This window comes from Labilibaculum euxinicum (genome assembly GCF_009795715.1).
GTDB lineage: Bacteria > Bacteroidota > Bacteroidia > Bacteroidales > Marinifilaceae > Labilibaculum > Labilibaculum euxinus.
The window spans coordinates 472,239-494,697 of record NZ_WTCR01000002.1 but is presented as its reverse complement, the minus strand read 5'-3'; the positions used below and the strand labels follow the sequence as shown (position 1 = coordinate 494,697).

Annotated in this window: 22 protein-coding genes; 20 read left to right on the top strand and 2 right to left on the bottom strand. The window is 33.2% G+C overall.

Annotation, left to right across the window (positions count from 1 at the left end):
- Window positions 1-24 precede the first annotated feature (24 nt).
- From GQR60_RS03985 to GQR60_RS03910, 16 genes are all read left to right on the top strand, one after another.
- On the top strand, window positions 25-747 hold the full coding sequence (locus GQR60_RS03985; RefSeq protein ID WP_124991688.1) for a M48 family metallopeptidase: 723 nt from the start codon (window positions 25-27) through the stop codon (window positions 745-747).
- A 1-nt stretch (window position 748) separates the two neighbouring features.
- The gene (locus GQR60_RS03980) at window positions 749-1,120 is read left to right on the top strand and encodes a hypothetical protein (protein WP_124991687.1); all 372 of its coding nucleotides are present in this window, start codon (window positions 749-751) and stop codon (window positions 1,118-1,120) included.
- Between the two features lie 1,048 nt (window positions 1,121-2,168).
- On the top strand, window positions 2,169-2,597 hold the full coding sequence (locus GQR60_RS03975) for a helix-turn-helix transcriptional regulator (protein ID WP_124991686.1): 429 nt from the start codon (window positions 2,169-2,171) through the stop codon (window positions 2,595-2,597).
- A gap of 62 nt (window positions 2,598-2,659) precedes the next feature.
- On the top strand, window positions 2,660-3,421 hold the full coding sequence (locus GQR60_RS03970) for a dihydroorotate dehydrogenase electron transfer subunit (protein ID WP_124991685.1): 762 nt from the start codon (window positions 2,660-2,662) through the stop codon (window positions 3,419-3,421).
- Entirely contained in the window at window positions 3,415-4,329 is a 915-nt protein-coding gene (locus GQR60_RS03965; protein ID WP_124991684.1) for a dihydroorotate dehydrogenase, read from the top strand. Before GQR60_RS03970 ends, GQR60_RS03965 begins: the two co-directional genes overlap by 7 nt.
- Before the next feature lie 169 nt (window positions 4,330-4,498).
- On the top strand, window positions 4,499-5,527 hold the full coding sequence (locus GQR60_RS03960; RefSeq protein ID WP_124991683.1) for a pyridoxal phosphate-dependent aminotransferase: 1,029 nt from the start codon (window positions 4,499-4,501) through the stop codon (window positions 5,525-5,527).
- A complete protein-coding gene (gene cbiB / locus GQR60_RS03955; RefSeq protein WP_124991682.1) occupies window positions 5,506-6,453 on the top strand; it encodes an adenosylcobinamide-phosphate synthase CbiB in 948 nt (315 codons plus the stop codon). Before GQR60_RS03960 ends, cbiB begins: the two co-directional genes overlap by 22 nt.
- Before the next feature lie 99 nt (window positions 6,454-6,552).
- Window positions 6,553-7,065, top strand: coding sequence for a bifunctional adenosylcobinamide kinase/adenosylcobinamide-phosphate guanylyltransferase (gene cobU, locus GQR60_RS03950; RefSeq protein ID WP_124991681.1), 513 nt, complete (start codon window positions 6,553-6,555; stop codon window positions 7,063-7,065).
- A gap of 136 nt (window positions 7,066-7,201) precedes the next feature.
- Window positions 7,202-8,254 (top strand): nicotinate-nucleotide--dimethylbenzimidazole phosphoribosyltransferase, encoded by a 1,053-nt coding sequence (cobT, locus tag GQR60_RS03945; protein WP_124991680.1) that lies wholly within the window; start codon window positions 7,202-7,204, stop codon window positions 8,252-8,254.
- A 42-nt stretch (window positions 8,255-8,296) separates the two neighbouring features.
- Entirely contained in the window at window positions 8,297-9,346 is a 1,050-nt protein-coding gene (gene cobT / locus GQR60_RS03940) for a nicotinate-nucleotide--dimethylbenzimidazole phosphoribosyltransferase (RefSeq protein ID WP_124991679.1), read from the top strand.
- Window positions 9,347-10,108, top strand: a complete 762-nt coding sequence (locus tag GQR60_RS03935; RefSeq protein WP_124991678.1) for an adenosylcobinamide-GDP ribazoletransferase — start codon at window positions 9,347-9,349, stop codon at window positions 10,106-10,108. It abuts the gene before it with no gap.
- Window position 10,109: 1 nt separating this feature from the next.
- Window positions 10,110-10,646, top strand: a complete 537-nt coding sequence (gene cobC, locus GQR60_RS03930) for an alpha-ribazole phosphatase (RefSeq protein WP_124991677.1) — start codon at window positions 10,110-10,112, stop codon at window positions 10,644-10,646.
- A gap of 185 nt (window positions 10,647-10,831) precedes the next feature.
- On the top strand, window positions 10,832-11,674 hold the full coding sequence (locus GQR60_RS03925) for a glucosaminidase domain-containing protein (RefSeq protein WP_124991676.1): 843 nt from the start codon (window positions 10,832-10,834) through the stop codon (window positions 11,672-11,674).
- Between the two features lie 126 nt (window positions 11,675-11,800).
- A complete protein-coding gene (locus GQR60_RS03920; RefSeq protein WP_124991675.1) occupies window positions 11,801-12,532 on the top strand; it encodes a tetratricopeptide repeat protein in 732 nt (243 codons plus the stop codon).
- 345 nt (window positions 12,533-12,877) lie between these two features.
- Window positions 12,878-15,136: an NADP-dependent malic enzyme gene (locus tag GQR60_RS20480; protein ID WP_124991674.1), complete on the top strand. Its 2,259-nt coding sequence runs from the start codon at window positions 12,878-12,880 to the stop codon at window positions 15,134-15,136.
- A gap of 106 nt (window positions 15,137-15,242) precedes the next feature.
- Complete coding sequence (locus tag GQR60_RS03910; RefSeq protein ID WP_124991673.1) at window positions 15,243-15,848, top strand: trimeric intracellular cation channel family protein; 606 nt, start codon at window positions 15,243-15,245, stop codon at window positions 15,846-15,848.
- A 41-nt stretch (window positions 15,849-15,889) separates the two neighbouring features.
- On the opposite strand, the gene GQR60_RS03905 is transcribed toward GQR60_RS03910, so the two are convergent.
- Entirely contained in the window at window positions 15,890-16,291 is a 402-nt protein-coding gene (locus GQR60_RS03905) for a hypothetical protein (RefSeq protein ID WP_124991672.1), read from the bottom strand.
- A 222-nt stretch (window positions 16,292-16,513) separates the two neighbouring features.
- Here GQR60_RS03905 and GQR60_RS20475 point away from each other — a divergent pair, with 222 nt between their 5' ends.
- The 4 genes from GQR60_RS20475 to GQR60_RS03890 all read left to right on the top strand — a co-directional run bounded on the left by GQR60_RS20475 (window position 16,514) and on the right by GQR60_RS03890 (window position 21,139).
- Window positions 16,514-16,888 (top strand): DUF7670 domain-containing protein, encoded by a 375-nt coding sequence (locus GQR60_RS20475; RefSeq protein WP_442358281.1) that lies wholly within the window; start codon window positions 16,514-16,516, stop codon window positions 16,886-16,888.
- Window positions 16,889-16,982: 94 nt separating this feature from the next.
- Entirely contained in the window at window positions 16,983-18,149 is a 1,167-nt protein-coding gene (locus tag GQR60_RS03900) for an adenylate kinase (RefSeq protein ID WP_101309572.1), read from the top strand.
- A 211-nt stretch (window positions 18,150-18,360) separates the two neighbouring features.
- The gene (locus GQR60_RS03895) at window positions 18,361-19,419 is read left to right on the top strand and encodes an FIST signal transduction protein (protein ID WP_160463407.1); all 1,059 of its coding nucleotides are present in this window, start codon (window positions 18,361-18,363) and stop codon (window positions 19,417-19,419) included.
- Between the two features lie 511 nt (window positions 19,420-19,930).
- Window positions 19,931-21,139: a response regulator gene (locus GQR60_RS03890; RefSeq protein ID WP_160463406.1), complete on the top strand. Its 1,209-nt coding sequence runs from the start codon at window positions 19,931-19,933 to the stop codon at window positions 21,137-21,139.
- A 136-nt stretch (window positions 21,140-21,275) separates the two neighbouring features.
- Here the strand turns inward: GQR60_RS03890 and GQR60_RS03885 are convergent, their stop codons facing one another.
- Window positions 21,276-22,445, bottom strand: coding sequence for a tetratricopeptide repeat protein (locus GQR60_RS03885; protein ID WP_124991669.1), 1,170 nt, complete (start codon window positions 22,443-22,445; stop codon window positions 21,276-21,278).
- Window positions 22,446-22,459 lie beyond the last annotated feature (14 nt).

Sequence of the window (22,459 nt, the reverse complement as noted above, 5' to 3'; positions counted from 1 at the left end):
TTTGCGTATTGCAAAGCTTTTTTTATGCCCGAAGAAAAAATTATACTATTAGAGGATATTGGGGATATTCTCTTTAAAAAGAGTCGGAGATTCAAACGTTTATCGGTACGGATAGCACCTAAAAAAGGAATTTGGGTTAATGTACCATATGGTATAAGCTATCAGGATGCGATTAATTTTGCCAAGCAAAATAAAGCATGGATTATCAATAATAAGGCAAAAACAAAATTAAAAGAGAACAAACAAACAATTTTCACTCCTGAGATCCAATTTAAAACACGTTTCCATCAATTAAAGCTAAGTCCAGGAGAGGTGAGTTATTATTCCGCAAAACTCTCTAACGGAGTATTGGAAGTAAGGTATCCTGCCAATACCGAGATTCAAAATTCAGACTTACAAATATTCATTCAAAATTCTATTATAGAAACCTTGCGCAGAGAAGCAAACCATCATCTTCCAATTAGAATCAAGGAATTAGCAAAACTTGGTGGGTTTTCCTATAAATCCCTTAAAATTAAAAATACAAAAAGTCGTTGGGGGTCATGTTCACATGACAATAATATTAACCTCAATCTTCATTTAATGAGGTTACCTAATGAACTATGCGATATGGTAATTCTGCATGAGTTATGCCATACTAAAGTTAAAAATCATTCCAAAGAATTCTATCAATTACTGGAAATCCATTGCCCGGAATTGACCAGAAAAAGAAAAGAAATTAAAAAATACTCTACAACAATTTATTAATATGAATAAGGAAATTTATATTTTAGTTGGCATATGTGTATTAACATTCTTAATAGGACATAAACTAAAACAAAAATTAAGCAACCCGGAACCAAAGAAGCTGACAAAAAGAGGCAAAAAGACAAAAAATAACGTTGCTTTATCACCACTGGCTTCCCGCAGAAAAGAAAAGCTAAAAGTTATCTTTTTATACTTACAGCTTATTTTAGTATTTGGCTTGTTAATCTTTATGATTCCTGCCTTATCGCGCGATATCCTCGCAAACAATCATGATAACTACCAGAATTTAATACTTCGAATACTAATCGTTGCGTTCGCTGCTTACATTTTATTTATTGGTTTCTTACAACTTAGAAAACCTCCTGAGAAATAATAATTAATCCCCAAAAAATATTAGACTTTATTACAGAATATCCAAATTAATAGGAGAAAAGCTCTTTTTATCTTATTAACAACACTATGTGTCATAAATAAAACCCTCTCATTTGTTTAATTTTGTGACACTTACAAGAGAAATACCCTCCTTTTAACCTTCTTAGAATTTAATATCTGTAAACTAACGGAGTGTTATTTACAAAAATCACTTGAATTTAGTATGACAGTGTAACTAAAAGTTCAAATAACCCAATTCCAATTTTACAATATTCAACTTAATGGAGTTTAAGTTTGTAACTTACATTAATTTCATTCAATGATAATTGTAACCAATTCAAGAGTTGCACCTTGTAACTAATTTACAATGTAATTTACATGAGTAATACCATAATGAATACAAATGTTTTGTGTTTTAATTGAATTTACAATCCAAACAAGTCCCGATATTTTTTGATCTAACACCACGAACAATACACTATTATTCTAGACACCAGACATTTAACTGATTGTAATTAAGTAATACTTTAACTTATTAATTACAGATGTATAAAGTAGTATTAATTCATGTATAAAATGTAATTTATTAATGCATAATCATCAATAAATCAGTAAAATATGTGATTTACTTACAGTAAAATAATAAGTGAAATAACCTATCAATATCATTTAATTGTGAATATTTGTAAATAATGAGAATATAGTATTGTAAATCTATTAAATGGCTTGATATTCAGGTATTTTATAATTTCATTGCTAATGAATTCAATATTGTTCATCAAATAGAATCTAACAGGTTAATTAATTAAATATCTTTTAAAGACTGATACTACGTATAAACACTCTATTAGCCAGATAAATAAAATGTTTACAAAAGTAATAATGCTTGATGATTACAATTTGAATATGTCGTTTCATGTAGATTACATTAGTGAATTACTAATGTGAATATTCTTTTTGCATATATTTTGACTTTTGTAATTATTATTTTAAATTTGTAATGTTATTAAAGTTAACATCTGTAAAATTCACATATAAACAACTTAAGAATGAAGAATCGAATAGTTCAGCTGATTAATAGTGAAGGTTTAACCTCTTCAAAATTTGCAGACACAATTGGTGTTCAGCGGTCTAGTATTTCTCATATTCTATCCGGTCGTAACAACCCAAGTCTGGACTTTGTTCAAAAAATACTAACATCATTTCCTTCAATTGACCCTAATTGGCTTATTTCAGGAATGGGCAATATGTATAAGTCACAAGATTCACCTTCTTTATTTCAAGAACCGGAAACAAGCCGGACACCACTTGAAACTCAACCTAATCATCCTCCTAAATTAAATAAGGAAACAATTAATATTCCGCGCTCAAACCCTGAACCTATGCTGGAAATGAGTGCATTTACATCTGGAAAACAGATAGAGAAAGTAGTTGTGTTTTACACAGATAAAACTTTTAAAGAATACAATCCCTCTTAAATATTTTTTAGCTTATCTTTGCCTGCGTTTATACTTAACAGTTTAAAATACAACCAGGCAACATGAAAAAATTAGTACAGGACTTTGAGGTACTGCACAAGGAAGAGCTTAATGATGGGACTTTTGTTATTGATGTAAAGGCATCTGCGCCTTTGCCAGACATTAAACCAGGGCAATTTGTTAACGTTCTTGTCGAAAATGCAGCCAATACCTTCCTCAGAAGACCTTTGTCCATCCATTTTGTTGATTACGAAAAGAATATCATCAAATTATACATTAAAAAGATTGGAGAAGGCACTACCAAATTAGGCGAATTACTCCTTGGTGACAAGCTTAATATCGTTTTCCCATTAGGAAATCAATACTCTATCCCTAAGAACTCTAAAACTCTTTTAATTGGTGGTGGCTGTGGTGTTGCTCCTTTATTATACTTGGCAAAACATCTTAAAGACGCCGGAAATGAAGTAACAACCATATTGGGTGTACGGTCGGCCTACGATGCTGTTGAATTAGATCCTTACAAACAGTACGGTCGTATATTCGTAACTACCGAAGATGGCTCAATCGGCGAAAAAGGCTATCCTACGCAACATTCAGTTCTTAATGAGAAATTTGATTATACTTTCACCTGTGGACCAGAGCCAATGATGAAGGCTGTAGCAACTTATTCCAAAAGCAAAAATATTCCATGTGAGGTTTCATTGGAAAACACTATGGCTTGTGGATTTGGAGCTTGTTTATGCTGTGTAACTGACACAAAAAGAGGTAATATATGTACATGCACTGAAGGTCCGGTGTTCAATATAAATGAGTTGAAATGGTAAATTTGGAAGTTAAGCTTAAAGATCTGATTCTTAAAAATCCGGTAATGACTGCTTCCGGAACCTTTGGTTACGGTGAAGAATTTGAAGATTTTATTGATATCAGCCAATTAGGCGGCATTTTAGTTAAAGGCACTACAAGACATCATCGGGAAGGAAATCCTTACCCCCGAATGGCTGAAACACCTTCTGGAATGCTAAATGCTGTTGGTTTGCAGAATAAAGGAGTTGAATATTTTTGTGATAATATTTACCCCAGAATTAACCACTACAATACAAATATCTTGGTTAACGTTTCCGGTTCTGTAATTGAAGATTACGTAGAAACGGCAGCAATGATTAATGAATTGGATAAAATACCGGCAATAGAGCTGAATATATCTTGTCCGAACGTTAAAGAAGGCGGAATGGCTTTCGGAACTAGTTGTGCTTCTGCAGCATCTGTTGTTCGTGAAGTTCGTAAAGTGTATAAAAAGCATTTAATGGTTAAATTGTCACCAAATGTAACGGATATTACTGAGATCGCTAAAGCGGTTGAAGAGGAAGGTGCTGATTCTGTGTCTCTTATTAATACGCTATTGGGAATGGCTATAGATTCAGAAACAAGAAAGCCTCTTTTATCAACAGTTACAGGAGGTTTATCCGGCCCATGCGTGAAACCGGTTGCCTTGCGAATGGTTTGGCAGGTTTTTAACGCTGTTAATATACCCATTGTTGGCTTAGGTGGTATTATGAATGCAAAGGACGCCATTGAGTTTATTCTGGCCGGAGCTTCTGCAATTCAAATCGGAACGGCTAATTTTATTGATCCTCAGATAACAGTTAAGGTTGTTGAAGGAATCAAAGAATATATGATCAGACATCAGGTTGAAAATGTAACAGATTTAATTGGGGCGATTAAAACTCAATAAATCAACCCATTACAATAAAGAATTATTTCTTTATTTCACAATATCAGAGTTTACAAATGCGATTACATTTGTAAACTTTCACTGTTTAATTTAAGTTCTGTTCTATATTTTATAAAAATTTCAGACGCAATTAATAAATATATTTTACCATTAAAACCTATATAACAGGATGTTACACGGACATGGAGATGATGGTTACCAATATAAACAAGCAATTGTTGCTAATTTTAGCAGTAATGTATGGTTTGGTGGGAAATCCGAAAATCTAAAACAACACCTATTTGATAATTGGGATACTATACATTCTTATCCGGAAGCATCTGCTGAGAGTCTGGTAGATGCATTGGCGATTTGTTTAAATGTTAATAAGAATCAAATCATTGCAACCAATGGCGCTACGGAAGCCTTTTACCTTATTGCACAATGTTTTTCTGAATCTAATTCAAGTATCATCATCCCTACCTTCTCCGAATATGAAGATGCCTGCAGAGTCAATAAACACAAGCTATTCTATATTAATTGGGCCGAATTAACCAGCAAAACCATTTTTGAAGAAGGTTTGGTCTGGATTTGCAATCCTAATAATCCAAATGGGAATATTTTAGAATCGGATGAACTTGAGGAAATGCTAAAAATTAATTCGAAATCTATTTTTGTGATTGATGAAGCTTATATTGATTTTACTGATGAGATTAACTCATGTATAGATTTACTTGATAAGTACGAGAATTTCATTTTAGTGAAATCTCTCACTAAAAACTTTTCAATTCCCGGCCTGAGATTGGGATATTTGATTTCAAACAAGGTATTGGTACAGAATATTCAATTCTACAAGGCTCCTTGGACGGTAAATTCACTGGCAATTGAGGCTGGAAAATTCCTTTTGGCAAATAAAACCGATTTTCTCCCACCTGTAAATTACTATAAATCAGAAACTAAAAAATTTCAAAAAAATCTCCAGAAAATTTCAGGTCTGCAAATTCATCCTTCAAAAACTTCTTTCTTTTTGGTTGAACTAGAAGAATCATCTGCTTTTGAGCTGAAAAAGTTCTTAATTTTAAATTTTGGAATATTGATTCGTGATGCAGCTAATTTTCGTGGTTTAAGTTCTTGTTATTTCCGTCTTGCGACACAAACCAATGAAAAAAATCAATTATTAATCGACGCATTAATCCAATGGAGCAAATTAAACTCATAATCCTCCCTCTTGTTATAGGATACATTTTAGATCTTGTTTTTGGTGATCCAAGAAGCTTGCCACACCCAATCGTTTTATTCGGTAATACGATTTCCTTTTTTACTAAACATCTGAATAAAGGAAAATACCAATTATTCAAAGGAGCTGTAATGGCCTTAGGATTAGCAACAATTGTATATATTATTTTTTCATACCTAAGTATTGTCACTTTAAACTGGAATAGTACAATTTATATAGTGCTTACCTCAATAATGGTTTTTTACGGATTGGCGAATAAAAGCTTGTTGCAGGAAGGATCAGAAGTATTTAAACACCTTAATGAAAAGGGATTGGAAGCAGGTCGGAAAAGATTATCATGGATTGTTGGTCGGGATACATCCAAATTATCGGAACAGGAAATACGTTTGGCTGTATTAGAAACTTTATCAGAAAATTTATCGGATGGTGTTGTTGCTCCTCTTTTTTACTATGCCATTGCCGGAGTGCCGGGAATGATGTGTTATAAAATGATTAATACAATGGATTCCATGATTGGATATAAAAATGAGAAGTTCATTTTGTTTGGACGGGTTGCTGCCCGATTGGATGATGTTGCGAATTTTATTCCCGCTCGTATTACTGCTTTTCTAATGGTATTACTCACCCTCAATGCGAAAGGCTTTTTATACATTTTTAAATATGGACATGCTCATCTTAGTCCAAATGCCGGCTACCCGGAATCAGCTCTTGCAGGAATCATAAATTGTCAATTTGGTGGACCTCATGATTACGACGGGAAAAGTGTTTACAAACCATTTATTGGAGATAATAATCGGAAAATAACGAACGAAGACTTTTGTAAACTTTTTTACATCAACCATTCGGTGTGTTTTGCCAGTATTCTTTTCATTATTGCTATCTATTTTCCATATGGAATTCTGTTATAAAAAAGGAAAATTTAATTCCGGCTGGAGTCTTTAATTTGTAACTTCACACTTTAAATATTCCATATTAATTAAGGATACTGATCCTAAAAGAAGTTAGCAATGATTCATTTAATTACAGGAGGACAACGTTCCGGGAAAAGTTTATTTGCTGAAGATCTGGCACTATCCTTAAGTAATCAGCCTGTTTATCTGGCAACCTCACGAATTTGGGACGAAGCACATCGTGAAAGAATTGAAATACACAAAAAAAGACGTGGAAATCAATGGACTACTATTGAAGAAGAGAAGTTTTTGAGTCGACATGATTTTTCGGGGAAAGTAGTACTTTTAGATTGCATCACCTTGTGGATTAACAACTTATTTTTTGATAATGAAGAGGATGATAAAAAATCTTTGCAAGAAGCAATTCAGGAATTAGAAATACTATTCGACCAAAATTGTGATTGGATAATCGTTACCAATGAATTGGGATTAGGTGGACATCCCGAAAACAAATTGGCTATGAGGTTCAATGATTTGCAAGGAAGCATTAATCAATACATTGCAAAAAAAGCAGACCGTGTTACCTTAATTATATCTGGTTTACCACTTGAAATTAAAAATACTTTATAACAGAACCGATACTATTTTTGATTTGGAATAGACAATAAGACAAATTCGGAATACAGGGAGATAATAATTTATGATCTTGGTATTTTAAAAGCCATGATTAATCGATAATCAAATTCGAAAACTTTAAATAATTGTGATGGAATTTAAAATATCCTCCTTATCCACATCCTTGGATCAGGAGCTGTTAAATAAAATCAATGGGAAAACAAAACCCCTTGGTTCACTTGGAATGCTTGAAAAGATTGCATTTCAAATAGGGAGAATTCAAGAAAGTTTATCTCCGGAAATTAAGAATCCTGCAGTAGTTGTATTTGCCGGGGATCATGGAATAGCAGATGATGGTGTAAGTTTTTATCCTAAATCTGTTAGCTATGAAATGCTTTACAATTACATGCAGGGAGGAGCAGCCATAAATGTATTTTCCCGTCAGCATAATATTAATTTTAAAGTTGTTGACGCAGGTATTGATCATGATTTTGATCCATCATTAAATATTATCAATAAAAAAATTGCTTACGGAACTAAGAACTTTCGATTTAGCCCTGCAATGACAAAAAATCAATGTCTTGAAGGATTTAGGAGTGGAGCCGAAATTATTGAAGGAATTCATGAAGAAGGATGTAATTTTATTGCTTTTGGAGAAAAAGGCATCGGAAATACATCCTCGGCGGCGTTAATACTTAGCCTTTTAGCTGATATTAGCCTGGAAGAGTGTGTAGGAAGAGGAACTGGATTGGATAATAATGGCGTAAAATCAAAATTTGAATTATTGAATGAAGCCTTGCATAAATACAATGGTGGTAATAATCCCCTTGATGTACTGGCTCAATTTGGCGGATTTGAAGTGGTTATGATTGCAGGTGCCATGTTGAGAGCTGCAGAATTAAAAATGACTATGTTAATTGATGGATTTATCATTACTTCAGCATTGCTTGCTGCATCCAAAATCAACCCTAAAGTATTGGAATATTGTCTTTTTGCCCATAAATCGAATGAGCAAGCTCATATTAAAATGCTAAATTACTTAAAGGCTGAACCAATTTTGGATATTGGCATGCGGTTGGGTGAAGGAACAGGAGCCATGGTTTGTTATCCGATTGTAAAAAGCGCCGTTCAATTTATTAATGAAATGGCTTCATTTCAGGATGCTGGAGTCAGTGAATCAGAAGAAATCAAAACAATCAGCTAATTGTTTTATATTTAATTTTACATTACAAAAAAAATCGAATCCATGAATTTCAATATAAGTAAACCTAACAATGAGTTAAAGGAACAACTTCAAAGTAAAATTGATTTAAAAACCAAACCGATTGGATCGTTAGGTGTTTTAGAAAAGTTGGCCGTGAAAATTGGATGTATTCAAAACACTTTGAGTCCGGAATTAAAACAACCGACTATCATGGTGTTTGCCGCAGATCATGGAATTGCACTTGATGGTGTTAGTCCATACCCGCAAGAAGTTACCTGGCAGATGGTCGCTAATTTTCTTAGTGGCGGTGCGGCAATTAATGTTTTTGGTCGTCAGAATGGAATTGATATTCGGATTATTGATGCTGGTGTAAATTTCGATTTTGACAAAAGCTCCGGAGTTATTAATGCAAAAGTAAATTACGGAACAAAAAGTTATTTGAATGAACCGGCAATGACTGCGGAGCAATTTAAAACAGCAATTAAGCGCGGTGCAGATCTGTGCGATAAAATGCACCGGGAAGGCTCCAATATTATCGGTTTTGGTGAAATGGGAATTGGAAACACTTCGTCGGCAGCTATTTTATTACATATTTTAGCTGGAGTCGACTTAAAAGAATGTGTTGGCCGTGGCACCGGATGGGATGACGAAGGTTTGAAAAAGAAATATGAAATACTGAAAAATGCTGTTGCTAATTATAACGGCGATAATTATGTTGAAAATATTCTAACGCATTTCGGTGGTTTCGAAATTGTCATGATTGCTGGAGCAATGTTAAAAGCAGCTGAATTGAAAATGGTGATTCTGGTTGATGGTTTTATTATTAGTTCTGCACTTTTAGCCGCATCAAAAATAAATTCTGACGTTCTGGAATATTGTATTTTTACACACAAATCGAACGAGAACGGTCACAAACACATGCTTCAGCATCTTAAAGCGGAGCCAATTCTCGATTTAGGAATGCGCTTGGGCGAGGGCACAGGAGCTGCGGTTGCTTATCCAATTATTGAATCTTCGGTAAATTTCCTAAACCAAATGGCTAGTTTCGAAGATGCTGGCGTAAGTAACAGCGATCAAATTTCACAGGCATAGATGAGAAGAGAAATTGACATATTTTTTACAGGCTTATCTTTTTTTACAAGAATTCCATTTCCCAAATGGGCTCGGTTTGAGAAGGAATATCAACATGAAGCTATCAAATATTTCCCCATTTCAGGTACAATTATTGGTGGGCTGGCAGGTTTGGTTTTTTATCTTGCCAATTTGGTTTTCCCTTTTAATTTATCGGTAATGCTAAGTATGGGATTCACCGTTCTTTTTACAGGAGCATTACACGAGGATGGTTTTATGGATGTTTGTGATGGATTTGGTGGAGGCTGGACACGTGAGCGGATCCTTGAAATTATGAAGGATTCCTTAATTGGAGCATTTGGAGTTACAGGTATTGTTTTCCTGGTGATGACAAAGTTTTTTTGTCAGTATTCCATATCTGCGGCTCAATTGCCCTTGATTTTAATTGCAGCCCACTCAGTTTCAAGAATGTTTGCTGCTACCTTGGTAAATTCGCACCAATATGCACGAACCGAAAATTCAAAAGCAAAAGATTATTCCCAAAAACTATCTGCCAAAAATCTAATTTTCACAATTATTACAGGTATTCTGCCTTTAGCATTATTGGGAAATATAAAGTTTTTCCTTATTCTGATTCCTGTTTTTTTGAGTAAAGTTTTATTAGGCAGATATTTTAATAAATGGATAGGAGGTTTTACCGGCGATTGCATTGGGGCAACACAGCAGGTTTGTGAAATCGTATTTTATTTATCCTATATGGTAATTATTAATCAAGTTTTATAAGATGGAGATATATTTAATCAGACATACAAAAGTAAATGTTGAGAAAGGCATTTGCTATGGGCAAAAAGATGTTGATTTAGCTGAAAGTTACAAGGACGATTTGGCAGCTGTAAAAGAACAGTTGAAAGATATTGAATTTGATCTTATTGTATCAAGCCCGTTATCAAGAGCCAAGAGGTTAGCCAGTGATATTTTTGGAGAACAAGTAGTAGAGGATATAAGATTAATGGAATTGAACTTTGGAGATTGGGAAGGAAAAGTTTGGGACGAAATTAAAGATCCTTTATTCCCAGCCTGGATGGAAGATTTTGTAAATAGGAAATGTTCTAATGGAGAATCATTTGTAATGCTTCGCGATCGGGTTTTTGAATTTTGGAACGAAATCAAACTAAAAGACTGTAAAAAAATAGCGGTTTTCACTCATGGTGGTGTTATACGCACTATAAATGCTATAGTAAAGGATATTAAATTAGAAGATTCATTTAACGAGCCAGCAGTAGATTTTGGTGAGGTAACGATTATATCAATCTCAAAATAGCAATTGCACCAGAATATATGAAAATCAGAGACAAATTTGTTTCTGATTTTTTTGTTTCAAAACAAGTCTATTTAGTTTATATTAAATCTCGTGTTTCATAGAATTTATCTTATTTAAAATGTTTAAAAGCTAATTCTGAGAAAGAAATAGCTATTTTAGCAATCCTAAAATAACAATAACAAGTAATGCGCGTTGTAATTCTTTCCATTCTTAGCTTATTTATTCTTGTAAGTTGCAAAAAATCCAGCACCTTCACTCAAATATCTATTCTTCCTCAATTTGCAGTAATTGAGAATGTCGAGGATGTACATGCAATTTTAGACTCATGCGTAACCCCTTATATTTATACTAAAGTGGTATCGTTAAGAGGTTTACCTGTTGATGAGAAAAAGATGAAGTTTGTAGAAATGTTATTACCATCTATATTAGTTTCTCAATACTCTTTATATCAAAAAATTACAAGAGTAGAACACATCGAACATTGGTTGCTTTCACATCCGATAATGATGAAAAAAGATAGTCTTTTTCTTTACAAATTGTTTGAAACCTACAATTGTAATGAAATTCCGGAGTTAAAAATAAGACTGAAGCCACATCCTGCAAGTATCGTTTTGGGACAAGCAGCATTAGAGTCAGGCTGGGGATCGTCACGCTTTTTTAACGAAGGCAATAATGTTTTTGGTATATGGTCTTATGATGCAGGCGAAAACCGCATACAGGCACTCGTAGGAAGAGATTCAACAAGAATTTATGTAAGAAGTTATGCATCTATCGAAGAATCAGTAAACGATTACTTTGAAACAATTGCCAGAGTGAATGCTTATGATGAATTTAGACAAGAAAGATATATATCTGAGAAACCATTTGAATTAATTCCTTTACTTAATAAATATTCAGAAATAGGAGATGTATATACAGACAAGCTTAAGCAATTAATCGAAAGTAACGACTTAACTAAATATGATTCTTATGTCATTAAAAACGATTATTTTGTTGAAGAGGTAATTAAACTATCTCAGGCGATATAAAAATGATAAAAAAATATTGAATAATATTTTTCCATTATTTTTATTTGATTTTTATATGAAATCGTTATTTTTAGGCTTGTTTTAAAAGAAAATCAATTATATAATTAATCATAAAAGTAATTTAGTATGAAAAAATTTATTCTGATTCTTGCGATTTGTTTTAGTGCAGTTGGTGTGTTTGCTCAATCAGCAGCTCAATTTAAAAATGATGGCAATACCGCTCTGAAATCGAAAGATTATAAAACAGCTCTTGTAAACTATGAAAAATATTTAGCTGCTGAAGACACAGAAAAAGATCCTGCGTTGGTGTTTAATTTAGGATATTGCGCAATTAAACTGAAAAATTACGCGAAAGCGGAACAGTATTTTGGTCAATCAGTTGAAAATAAATACAAAACATCCATCGCATATCTGTACGAAGCTAAAGCTCAAAAAAGCCAGAAAAAATATGAGGATATGATTGTGACTTTAAATAAAGGCATTGCAGCTTGTCCAACAAAAAACTCTAAACTAGTTTCTGAACTTGCAAAGCATTATCTACTTGAAGGACAAACTGCTCAAAAGGCTGATAAATTTGAAGTTGCAGAAGATTTGTACAAAAAAGCCGGTAGCGTAAAATCTAAATTGCAAGTTGATGCATTGTTTAGCTTAGGTACTTTGTACTATAACAAAGGAGCTAAAATTATGCAGGCCGCAACTCCTACTGCAAATACTGATCCTGAAAATTATAAAGCAGAATCTGCGAAAGCTAAAACTTACTTTCAAAAAGCTATTGTTGAATTAAACAAAGCAAAAGCTATAGCTCCTGCCAGAGAGGATGTTACTTCTACAATTACAACTATCAAAGGTTTGTTATAGTAATTTCCAAAAAATATAATTAAACTGGGATACCTTTTTTGGGTATCCCTTTTTATTTGCTTTCGAATCTAATATTTCATTGCTCCATTAGGAAAGCCCACTGGAAATATCCTTAAAAAAGAGATCAATAGCAGATCCAATTCCATATGTAACAATCTGACTATATAAATCTAGAAATATTCCTTTATTTGCCATTTTTTCTAACCGGTAGAGTCCCAGTCAAATACTGATTTCATAATTATTTTGAGACGTTTCGCATATTAATCCGATACAATAATTCCCATCTTTGTAGCTAACAACAATAATAAACTATTGATTCAATATTTTAACAAAACACTAAGGATAATGTCAAAAAAAAACACAGATGCTTTAAAATATCACTCAGAAGGTCGCCCCGGTAAAATTGAAGTGATTCCTACAAAACCCTATAGAACTCAACGAGATTTAGCTTTAGCCTACAGTCCCGGGGTTGCAGAGCCATGTCTGGAAATCGAGAAAGATCCTGAGAATGCTTACAAATACACTGCAAAAGGTAACTTAGTCGCCGTAATTTCTAACGGAACAGCTGTTTTGGGATTAGGAAATATTGGTGCATTGGCAGGCAAACCCGTAATGGAAGGAAAAGGTTTATTATTCAAAATATTTGCAGATATTGACGTATTCGATATTGAAGTAGATGCAACAGATGTGGATAAATTCGTTGAAACCGTTAAAGCGATTGCTCCAACTTTTGGCGGAATAAATCTTGAGGATATCAAAGCTCCTGAATGCTTCGAAATTGAACAACGCTTAAAGGATGAGTTGGATATTCCTGTTATGCACGATGATCAACATGGAACGGCTATTATTTCAGCAGCAGGTTTATTAAATGCTTTGGAAATTAATGGAAAGAAAATTGAAGATATTTCTGTTGTTGTTAATGGAGCAGGTGCTGCAGCTGTTTCATGTACAAAATTGTATATTTCTCTTGGTGTTAAACCGGAGAACATAATTATGTGTGATAGTCGTGGGGTGGTAAATAAAAAAAGAACCGATTTAAACAGTCAGAAAAAACAATTCATAACCGAACGCAATATTGACACATTGGAACAGGCATTGGTTGGTGCTGATGTATTTTTAGGATTATCTATTGGAGGAATCGTAAATAAGAAAATGGTAAGTTCCATGGCTGATAAACCTGTTGTATTTGCTCTGGCAAATCCTGATCCTGAAATTGACTACAATGAAGCTATTGAATCCAAAGAAGGTGTAATTGTAGCAACGGGGCGCTCAGATTATCCAAACCAAATTAATAATGTATTGGGATTTCCTTATATTTTTAGAGGTGCTCTGGATGTTCGGGCAAGTACAATTAATGAAGAAATGAAAATAGCATCGGTTCATGCCATTGCAAAACTGGCAAAAGAACCTGTGCCGGAATCTGTACATGCCGCTTATAATGAATCAAATATCATATTTGGTCGTCATTATATTATCCCCAAAGCTATGGATCCACGTTTGGTCTCAAGTGTAGCAGTTGCGGTTGCTAAAGCAGCAGTAGAATCGGGTGTCGCCCGAAAAATAATTACTGATTGGGATGCTTATTCCGAAGAATTAAAACAACGCTTAGGAACTGAAAATGAACTAATAAGGACAATCTTCGACAAAGCAAAATGCAACCCAAAACGTGTGGTTTTTGCTGAAGGAAATAACTTTAATGTTTTAAAAGCAGCACAAATTGTTCTTCACGATGGAATTGCAAAGCCTATTATTTTAGGTAACCCTGAAAACATTCAAAGAATTGTGTTGGAAAATGAATTGGATCTCAACGGGGCTGAAATTATCGATATCCGTTCTCAAGCAGAAGCGGGAAGAAGGAACCATTACGCAAATGTTTTGTGTGAAAAACGAGGTCGTAAAGGTTTAACTCTTAAAGAAGCTGTTGAAAAAATGTTCGACCGCAACTATTTTGGAGCAATGATGGTTGAAAATGGTGATGCTGACGCTTTTATCTCCGGATATGCTACACGCTATTTTGAGGCTCTGAAAGTAGCAAGTAAAGTAATTGGTATAGAAGAAGGTATGAAAACTTTAGTTGGCATGAATATCATCATGACGAAAAAAGGGCCTCTGTTTTTTGCAGATACCACTGTTAATGCGGAACCCACATCAGATTCGTTGGTTGACACTACATTGAGTACTGCCCGAGCCTTAAAAACATTTAATATCGAACCGGTAATGGCTATGGTTTCCTACTCTAATTTTGGATCAGTGAGAAAGGGAAGTCCTGTAAAAGTTAATAAAGCAATTTCAAAATTACACACAAATAATCCTGATTTATTGATAGATGGAGAAATGCAATTGAACTTTGCTCTTGATAAGAATTTAAGAGATCAGACATTTGGCTTTACTAAAATTAAAGGGAAAGATGTAAATACCATAATATTTCCAAATCTAAGTTCCGGAAATATTGCCTATAAATTAATGAAAGATTTAGATGGATCAGAAAATATTGGACCAATTTTATTAGGAACAGCAAAACCATTCCACATTATTCCAATGGGTTGTTCGGTTCGTGAAATTATTAATATGACAGCCATTGCTGTTGTTGATGCTCAATCGTAACAATTAGGATATTTAGTAGATAAGGATGAGATTTATTAAATCTCATCCCTTTTTTTTCTCTATTCAATTATTTTATTGATTTTTGTGTGGCATTATAAATATGACTATGACGATCTTATACGGATTTGATTTATTAGGAACTCTTGTATTTGCTATCAGTGGCACATTGTCTGCGGCAAATAAAAAGCTCGACCTTTTTGGCGCTTACTTTATTGGATTCATTACTGCAATAGGCGGAGGAACACTTCGCGACGTAATTTTGGGAAATTTCCCGGTTGGCTGGATCAGTGACATTAACTACCTTATAGTTATATCTATTGGTGTTGCGCTAACTTTTCTTTTTAAAGAGCACATCATGACTTTAAAACGAACTCTCTTTTTGTTTGATACAATCGGTATTGGTGTGTTTACCATCATAGGAATAGAAAAATCCCTAAACTTGGGAATACATCCCTTTCTATCCATAATAATGGGTTTGTTTTCTGCTGTAATGGGAGGTGTTATTAGGGATACTCTTTGTAATGATATCCCGTTAATTTTCAGAAAAGAGATTTATGCAGTAGCTTGTTTGGTTGGAGGAATTCTTTTTATTGCTCTCAATTCTCTTGGTATAGCCTCTGCTCTAAATCAATTCATTACCATTGCCTGTATTATAATTATAAGAATAATCTGTATACGTTTTAAAATATCGCTGCCCGTATTAAAATACTAATAGTCAAGTGATACTATTTTACTAATAATTTTGTCACTCTTCTAGGACATGTTAATTAGATTTGTGAAATTGAGATATTTCCCAGCATCTTTTCCAAAGGAACTAACTTTTTCCTCCTTAATTTGATAGGTACATCTTTCTCCGTACACACCCGAGAATAGAATTTCATATTCCTGATCTTCAGCATCCTGCATTAAAATTTTGAAAATATTATTGTGTACCTTTGGATGTCTTAAACTTTTATGACAACAAGGGCAAAACATGCTGAGGCTTTCATTCTCCTCGATATCAAAATTGGAATGCTTTTTAATTTCATAATCTCCTAAATGAATACTAAATAATAGAATCCCTTTATATCCTCTCGCATTTTTAGCCGAAATAACAATTTTATCTCCAACATTTAGATAAGTTCTGCACTTCGGACATAAATAATTAGCCTTCATAACAATATATTTAAATGGATTATTCCATAAATAAAATATAAGGCTTTACTAGAAGAATGTCAATTTAAATCCACTAATATTCAACGAACTACACCATCTGTTTGATACTCAAGTATCCTTTTTTAATTTATTCTAGTGCCGTAATTTTCAATTACCTATTAATTCGGCTATATTTGATAAAAGCATATTTAAAAATCTTCCAAATCGTAAAAAGGACAAAACTTGAAACTATTCGTTACCATACTTCGTTGGATTGCACGTTTTTTAGGAATTTTCTTATTCCTATTTTTTATTTGGTTTGCAATCCAAATTGGTTCTCCCGATTTAAATTTGATGTCTGAACAAGAAATCAAGTTGTTTTCAGCCAATGTCATAATGCTAATGGGATTAATTGTAGTCTGGAAATTTGAATTTATAGGAAGCCTTCTTTTAATTTGGGGATACATATTTTTTGCAATAGCCAATTATTCCTTTTGGAACGGGCCTGTTTTTCCAACCTTCTTTTTTTTGGGATTATTACATCTATTATGCTGGGCTCTCAGCACTTTTAGAAATTTAAATAGTCATAAAATCTCATTTCTGATTTTTCTTAAATAATTCGAAGAGTAACATTTGAATAATTTCTTTTATCAAATCAAATTTTTATTATTTTTAAACCAATTACAACCGTAACAAATCTAAATTTCAGTACATGTTAAATATTGCACTTTTTGGCCCACCTGGAGCAGGTAAAGGAACTCAATCAAAAATGCTTATCGAAAAATACAATCTTGCCTATATATCAACAGGTGATATTCTAAGAGGTGAGATTGCCGAAGGAACCGAGTTGGGTCTGCAAGCTAAAGACATAATAAAAAGGGGAGGACTTGTTCCCGATGAAATTATCGTTCAAATCATGGAAGAACGTATTCAAACCGATACTGAGGTAAATGGTTTTCTTTTTGATGGATTTCCAAGAACAACTGTACAAGCCTATATTCTTGAAGGCTTGCTGTTAAAAATGAATACTAAACTTGACTGTATGCTAAGTTTAGAAGTTCCCACAGATCAACTTCGCAATCGTTTACTGGATCGTGCAAAAAAGGAGAATCGGTCAGATGATACCGAGGAAGTAATTAGTGTTCGATTAAAAGAATATGATACCAAAACTGCTCCGGTTGCAAATTTTTACAAGGAGAAAGAAATATATCATGGTATTGATGGGTTGGGTGGTATTGACCAGATTTTTGAACGATTGACCTCAGTAGTAGACCAAACTCTTCAAAAATCATGGATTAACCTGGTTTTATTAGGCCCTCCCGGATCAGGAAAAGGAACTCAAGGAAGAAAATTAGCCGAACAATTTAATCTCGAATACATTTCAACAGGACATTTGATGCGTCAGGAAATCAAAAAGGACACAGAAATGGGACAAAGCGCAAAGACATATATGGAAAAAGGAGATATTGTTCCTGATGAAATTGCTATTCGACTAATTGAAAGACAAATTCGGAAACATCCGGATGCCAATGGTTTTATTTTTAAGGGGTTTCCCCGAACAATTGTTCAGGCATACATATTAGATGGTCTGTTAAGAAAACTTGGCTCGGTTGTAACTTCTTCAATTAATTTGGATGTTTCTACGCTAGAATCGATTAAACGTTTGACCTACAGAGGAAAAACAGAAGGAAAAAGACTTTATGATGATACTGATATCATTATTCACAGACTTGAGCAATTTGAAAAAAGAAGTATAAAAGTGAGTAACTACTACTCCAAACAGGATAAATTTGAAATTGTAAATGGATTGGGAAGTGAGGAGGATGTTTTCAAACGACTCACAGATGTAGTCAATAAATCATTCAAAAAAATTAGATAACCTAATAGAAAACTGGCTTTGCATTCAAAAAGTCAGTTTTTTTTTAATTTCTCCCCTAATAATACAATTGAAAGCCTTGACATGACATTATTGATCTTTAATCAAAAGCAATCGGTTAATAGTCATAAATTCGCTAAAATTGTAATGAATATAATCGAAGAGGAGAGAGGTAATGTATCTGGAAAATCCATGTCTGAACGAAATACTTTATTTGTTAGAAACCAATACGTTTTCTAACAATGCATTTGCCTTCATCCTTATTGGGGAAGATTCTAAAATCCCGTTAAATGAATTAGTCAATTCCCTGAATAGTAAAAAGATAAGATTTACTGGTGGTGTTTTTCCTAAAATAATACACAACAACGAGACTTCCAGCACAGGATTCGTAATCAAGTGGTTACCCAATAACGCCATTTCAATTTATTTTGATTCATCTAAAACTTTTAGCCGGCAAATTTCTGAATTTAGTAACGTGATTTTTTCAACGGTTTATGTTCTAACTTCCGGTTTATCTTCTGATAGTTCAGAACACTTAAGATCCTTATATACTCATTTAGGAAATGATGTTAAATTTCTTGGTGGTGGTGCTGGCCGAACTAAAAAGCATAATGAAGGTGTTTTAATAAGTAATGATGGCGTTTTTAATACAGGAACAATCATTACACTAACAAGAAATAAGGCTACAACAGGCTCATTGCACGGTTGGACAAAGCTTTATGGTCCTTTTATTGCCACAAAAACAGATAAAAACTTTATTAAAGAGCTTAATTGGGAAAATGCATTTGTTGTTTATCAACGATTTTTAAAAACTGTATTAAATATTAAAATTAACAAAGAGAATTTTGAGACAAATGCAATTCATTATCCATTTGGAATCTATAAGGAAAATAGTGAATATATAATTAGAGATCCAATGAGAGTTTCTGAAGAAGGTTATTTACAATGTGTAGGTAACATTCCTGAAAATTCAGTTATTGACCTCATGACAATGGAAAAAGAAAATTTTAAATCTGTATCTAAGAATCTTGTTTATCAAAGTATCGATGCCGACTTGAAAATAGCGGATGCATTAATTTTCAATTGCATCTCAAGAGCAAATCATTTAAATGACGACTTCTATGTGGAACTCTCTAATTTAACTGAAGAAATAAAAACCAATCAAAATAAAGTTAATTTAGAAGGAGCCCTTTCAATTGGAGAGATATATTCAAGTGGGGAAGGATATCCAGAAATATTAAATAAATCAATAGTTTTAGGTTTTTCATATTAAGATAAGAATGCAAACTAACGATATTATAAAAGACATTTCATTTCTGTACGAATTATCCTTATCTATTGGTCAGTCATTAGATTTGAAGGAAAATTGCAGAAGGTTTTTAGATACACTAATGTCAATCAAAAACATAGAGTTTGGAGGTGTTTGGATTCGGAATAGTTATATTTCATTTACAGAGCAAGAACATGGATTAAAAGCGGTTTATTCTCATCCAATTATCAAACTTGAGAATTGCTCAATATGTAATTCTAATTTTATTGATCGTTGTTTTGCAAGCCAAAATTCATTTTCATGTATTCTTACTCAGAAAATTAGTAATGAAATTGGTTTTAAAGTAAAAGAAGGAGGAGCAATAACCTTTTTTCAATTGCGCGAGATCGGATTTCTGGTGCTATATTCATCTTCTGAGAAACGAATCTGGAGCCAAATCGACCAAACCAAATTAAAGAATGTTTTAGACAAATTTTCCGTATCTATTCAAGCATGTATTTCCCACACAACATCGGTGCAGGATTTAATAACGATAACAGAAACAAAAAAAGAACTTGAAAAAGCGAAAAAAGAAGCCGAAGAATCTGAAAAATTAAAATCAGCTTTTCTTTCTAACATAAGCCATGAAATTCGAACACCTATAAATGCCATGGTAGGATTTTCGAACTTGTTATCAGATAACAATCTAAATAAAAATCAACGAGATGGTTTCATTAATCACATTTCAGATAATGGCAAAAAACTTTTAAAACTTATAAATAACTTGATTGATGTTTCCAAAATGGAAACAAACCAATTGGCAATTCAAAAAGAAAATTTTGTTCTAAATCCAATCATAACTGACTTGTATAAAGTTTTTGAAACAAGTCACAGACTTAATAAAAGTCTTGAATTAAGACTTGTTTTGCCAAAGAACAGTGAAGAATTTTCTATTAATTCAGACAAAAACAAAATAGTTCAAATACTTGAAAATCTTATTGATAACGCAATTAAATTCACAACAAAAGGAATTATTGAAATAGGGTATTTCATAGAAGACGAAACTAACCCAATTTTTTACATAAAAGATACGGGTGTTGGTATTTCTTCTGAAAATCAACATGTTATATTCGATTTATTTAGACAAGGAGAAAGCAGTTCCACCAGAAAATTTGAAGGTTCAGGCATCGGATTAACTCTTTGTAAAAAAATGGTACAACTTTTAGAGGGGGAAATTTGGTTTGATTCTAAAATTGAAATCGGTTCTAATTTTTATTTTAAAGTACATAATTTGGGGCAGTCAAATCTTAAACTATTAAGAGAATCTTCAGATAAGTTTGAGTGCAGAATTGAAGGTTCAGGGGTAAAATCAATAGATTATACCAATCGTAATATTTTAATTGCAGAAGATGTTAAATCTAATTTCAATTACTTAAATGCAATAATTGAATTAACTGATGCAAATGTAATCTGGGCTCGTAATGGCAGAGATGCCATCGAAATATGTCAGGCAAATGATCCGCAAATTGACTTGGTATTAATGGATATGAGGATGCCTGAGATTGGTGGATTGGATGCAATAAAACAAATTAAAGCCATCAATAATAGAATCCCGGTTATAGTGCAAACAGCATTTACATTTAATAATGAAAAGGAAGAGTGTTTTAAAGCTGGTGCCAATGAATTTATTACAAAACCTATTGATCCTCATAAACTAATGGAAGTCTTACAGAAGTTTCTTTAAATCCAATTCTTAATTCATTGCGTTTTGTAGTGTAACTTTTGAAAACTCCATTTTGTCTTATAATTCATATTATGTAAAATAATATACATGTAATAAAAGGAAGCCTAAACTTCCCTTTATTTCTAACTTATTTTATTTACTCCATACCATCCAACTTATCTTTAATCTTATTGTATTTTTCTAGGTAAACTTCGTTTTCATTTCTCAGTTTGAAATACAATTCTTTCAAAGTAATCATTGAATTTTTCTCATCAGGCTGCATTTCAAGAACCTTTTCGAAATAAGGAATCACAGCTTCATACTCCGCATAAACAGCCTTAATTGCTTCGTTATACTTTTTAGCATCCATTATTTCATTGGCAACCTTATGCTTTTGAATAGCAGCATTAAGTTTTAGTAAGCCAAGATTATACTGAGAAGTAAAATCATTTGGATCCATGCTTAATGCTTTAGTATACATCTCTTCAGCCTTAGCAAATTCTTCAGTCTTTTCGTACAAAGTACCTTTTGCACGGTAAAAAGAAGCATTAGTTGGATCCAACTCAATCGCTTTATCTAAATAATCAGCCGCTTTTTGAGGTTCTCCACCTAACATATAATGGTTGATCAACTCAACCAACATCCATGAATCATTAGGATATAGCTCGAATCCTTTATGAAGATATTTAACTCCTTCTTCTTTATTCCCAGAATCAGTTAAAACTTTGGACAAATTAGCATAGGTTTTAGCTCCACCATAGTTGTATTCAATAGATTGCTTGTAATATTTTGCCGCTTTATCTAATTGATCTGCCTTTTGAGCAGTCATACCTGCATTAAAAATGACAGCAGTATCAATCGTAGCGTTTTCTTTAAACATATCCATTCCCTCAATTTCCAATACACGCTCAAAAGCAGCTAAAGCGCCAGGAAAATCTCCCGCATTATATAAATTAACAGCTTCGTTTGTGTAATCAGGAATCATGTTTGTCATCTGCGCTTTAACAGGCTTTTCCATTTTCCCTTTTTCATCTAACTCAAGAGCCTTCATATAGGCATCGAAAGCAATATCAAGCGGTTTTTCTGCCAATTTCTTGTACGCAGGAAGAGGACTTTCAAAAATTCCTTGATACACTTTTCCTTTTACAAGATATGCTTTAGCATATGCCACACATTTTTCGTCCTGAATCCCTTCATCAATAGCTTCTTTTGCTTTATCCAACTTACCAGAAGTAAGATAATTCTGGGCTCCAGTCACTTTGCTTTTCTGTGCACTTACACTTGCAACACACATAAGCATAACTAGAATGAATGATAATTTTCTCATAATCAATGTTTAGT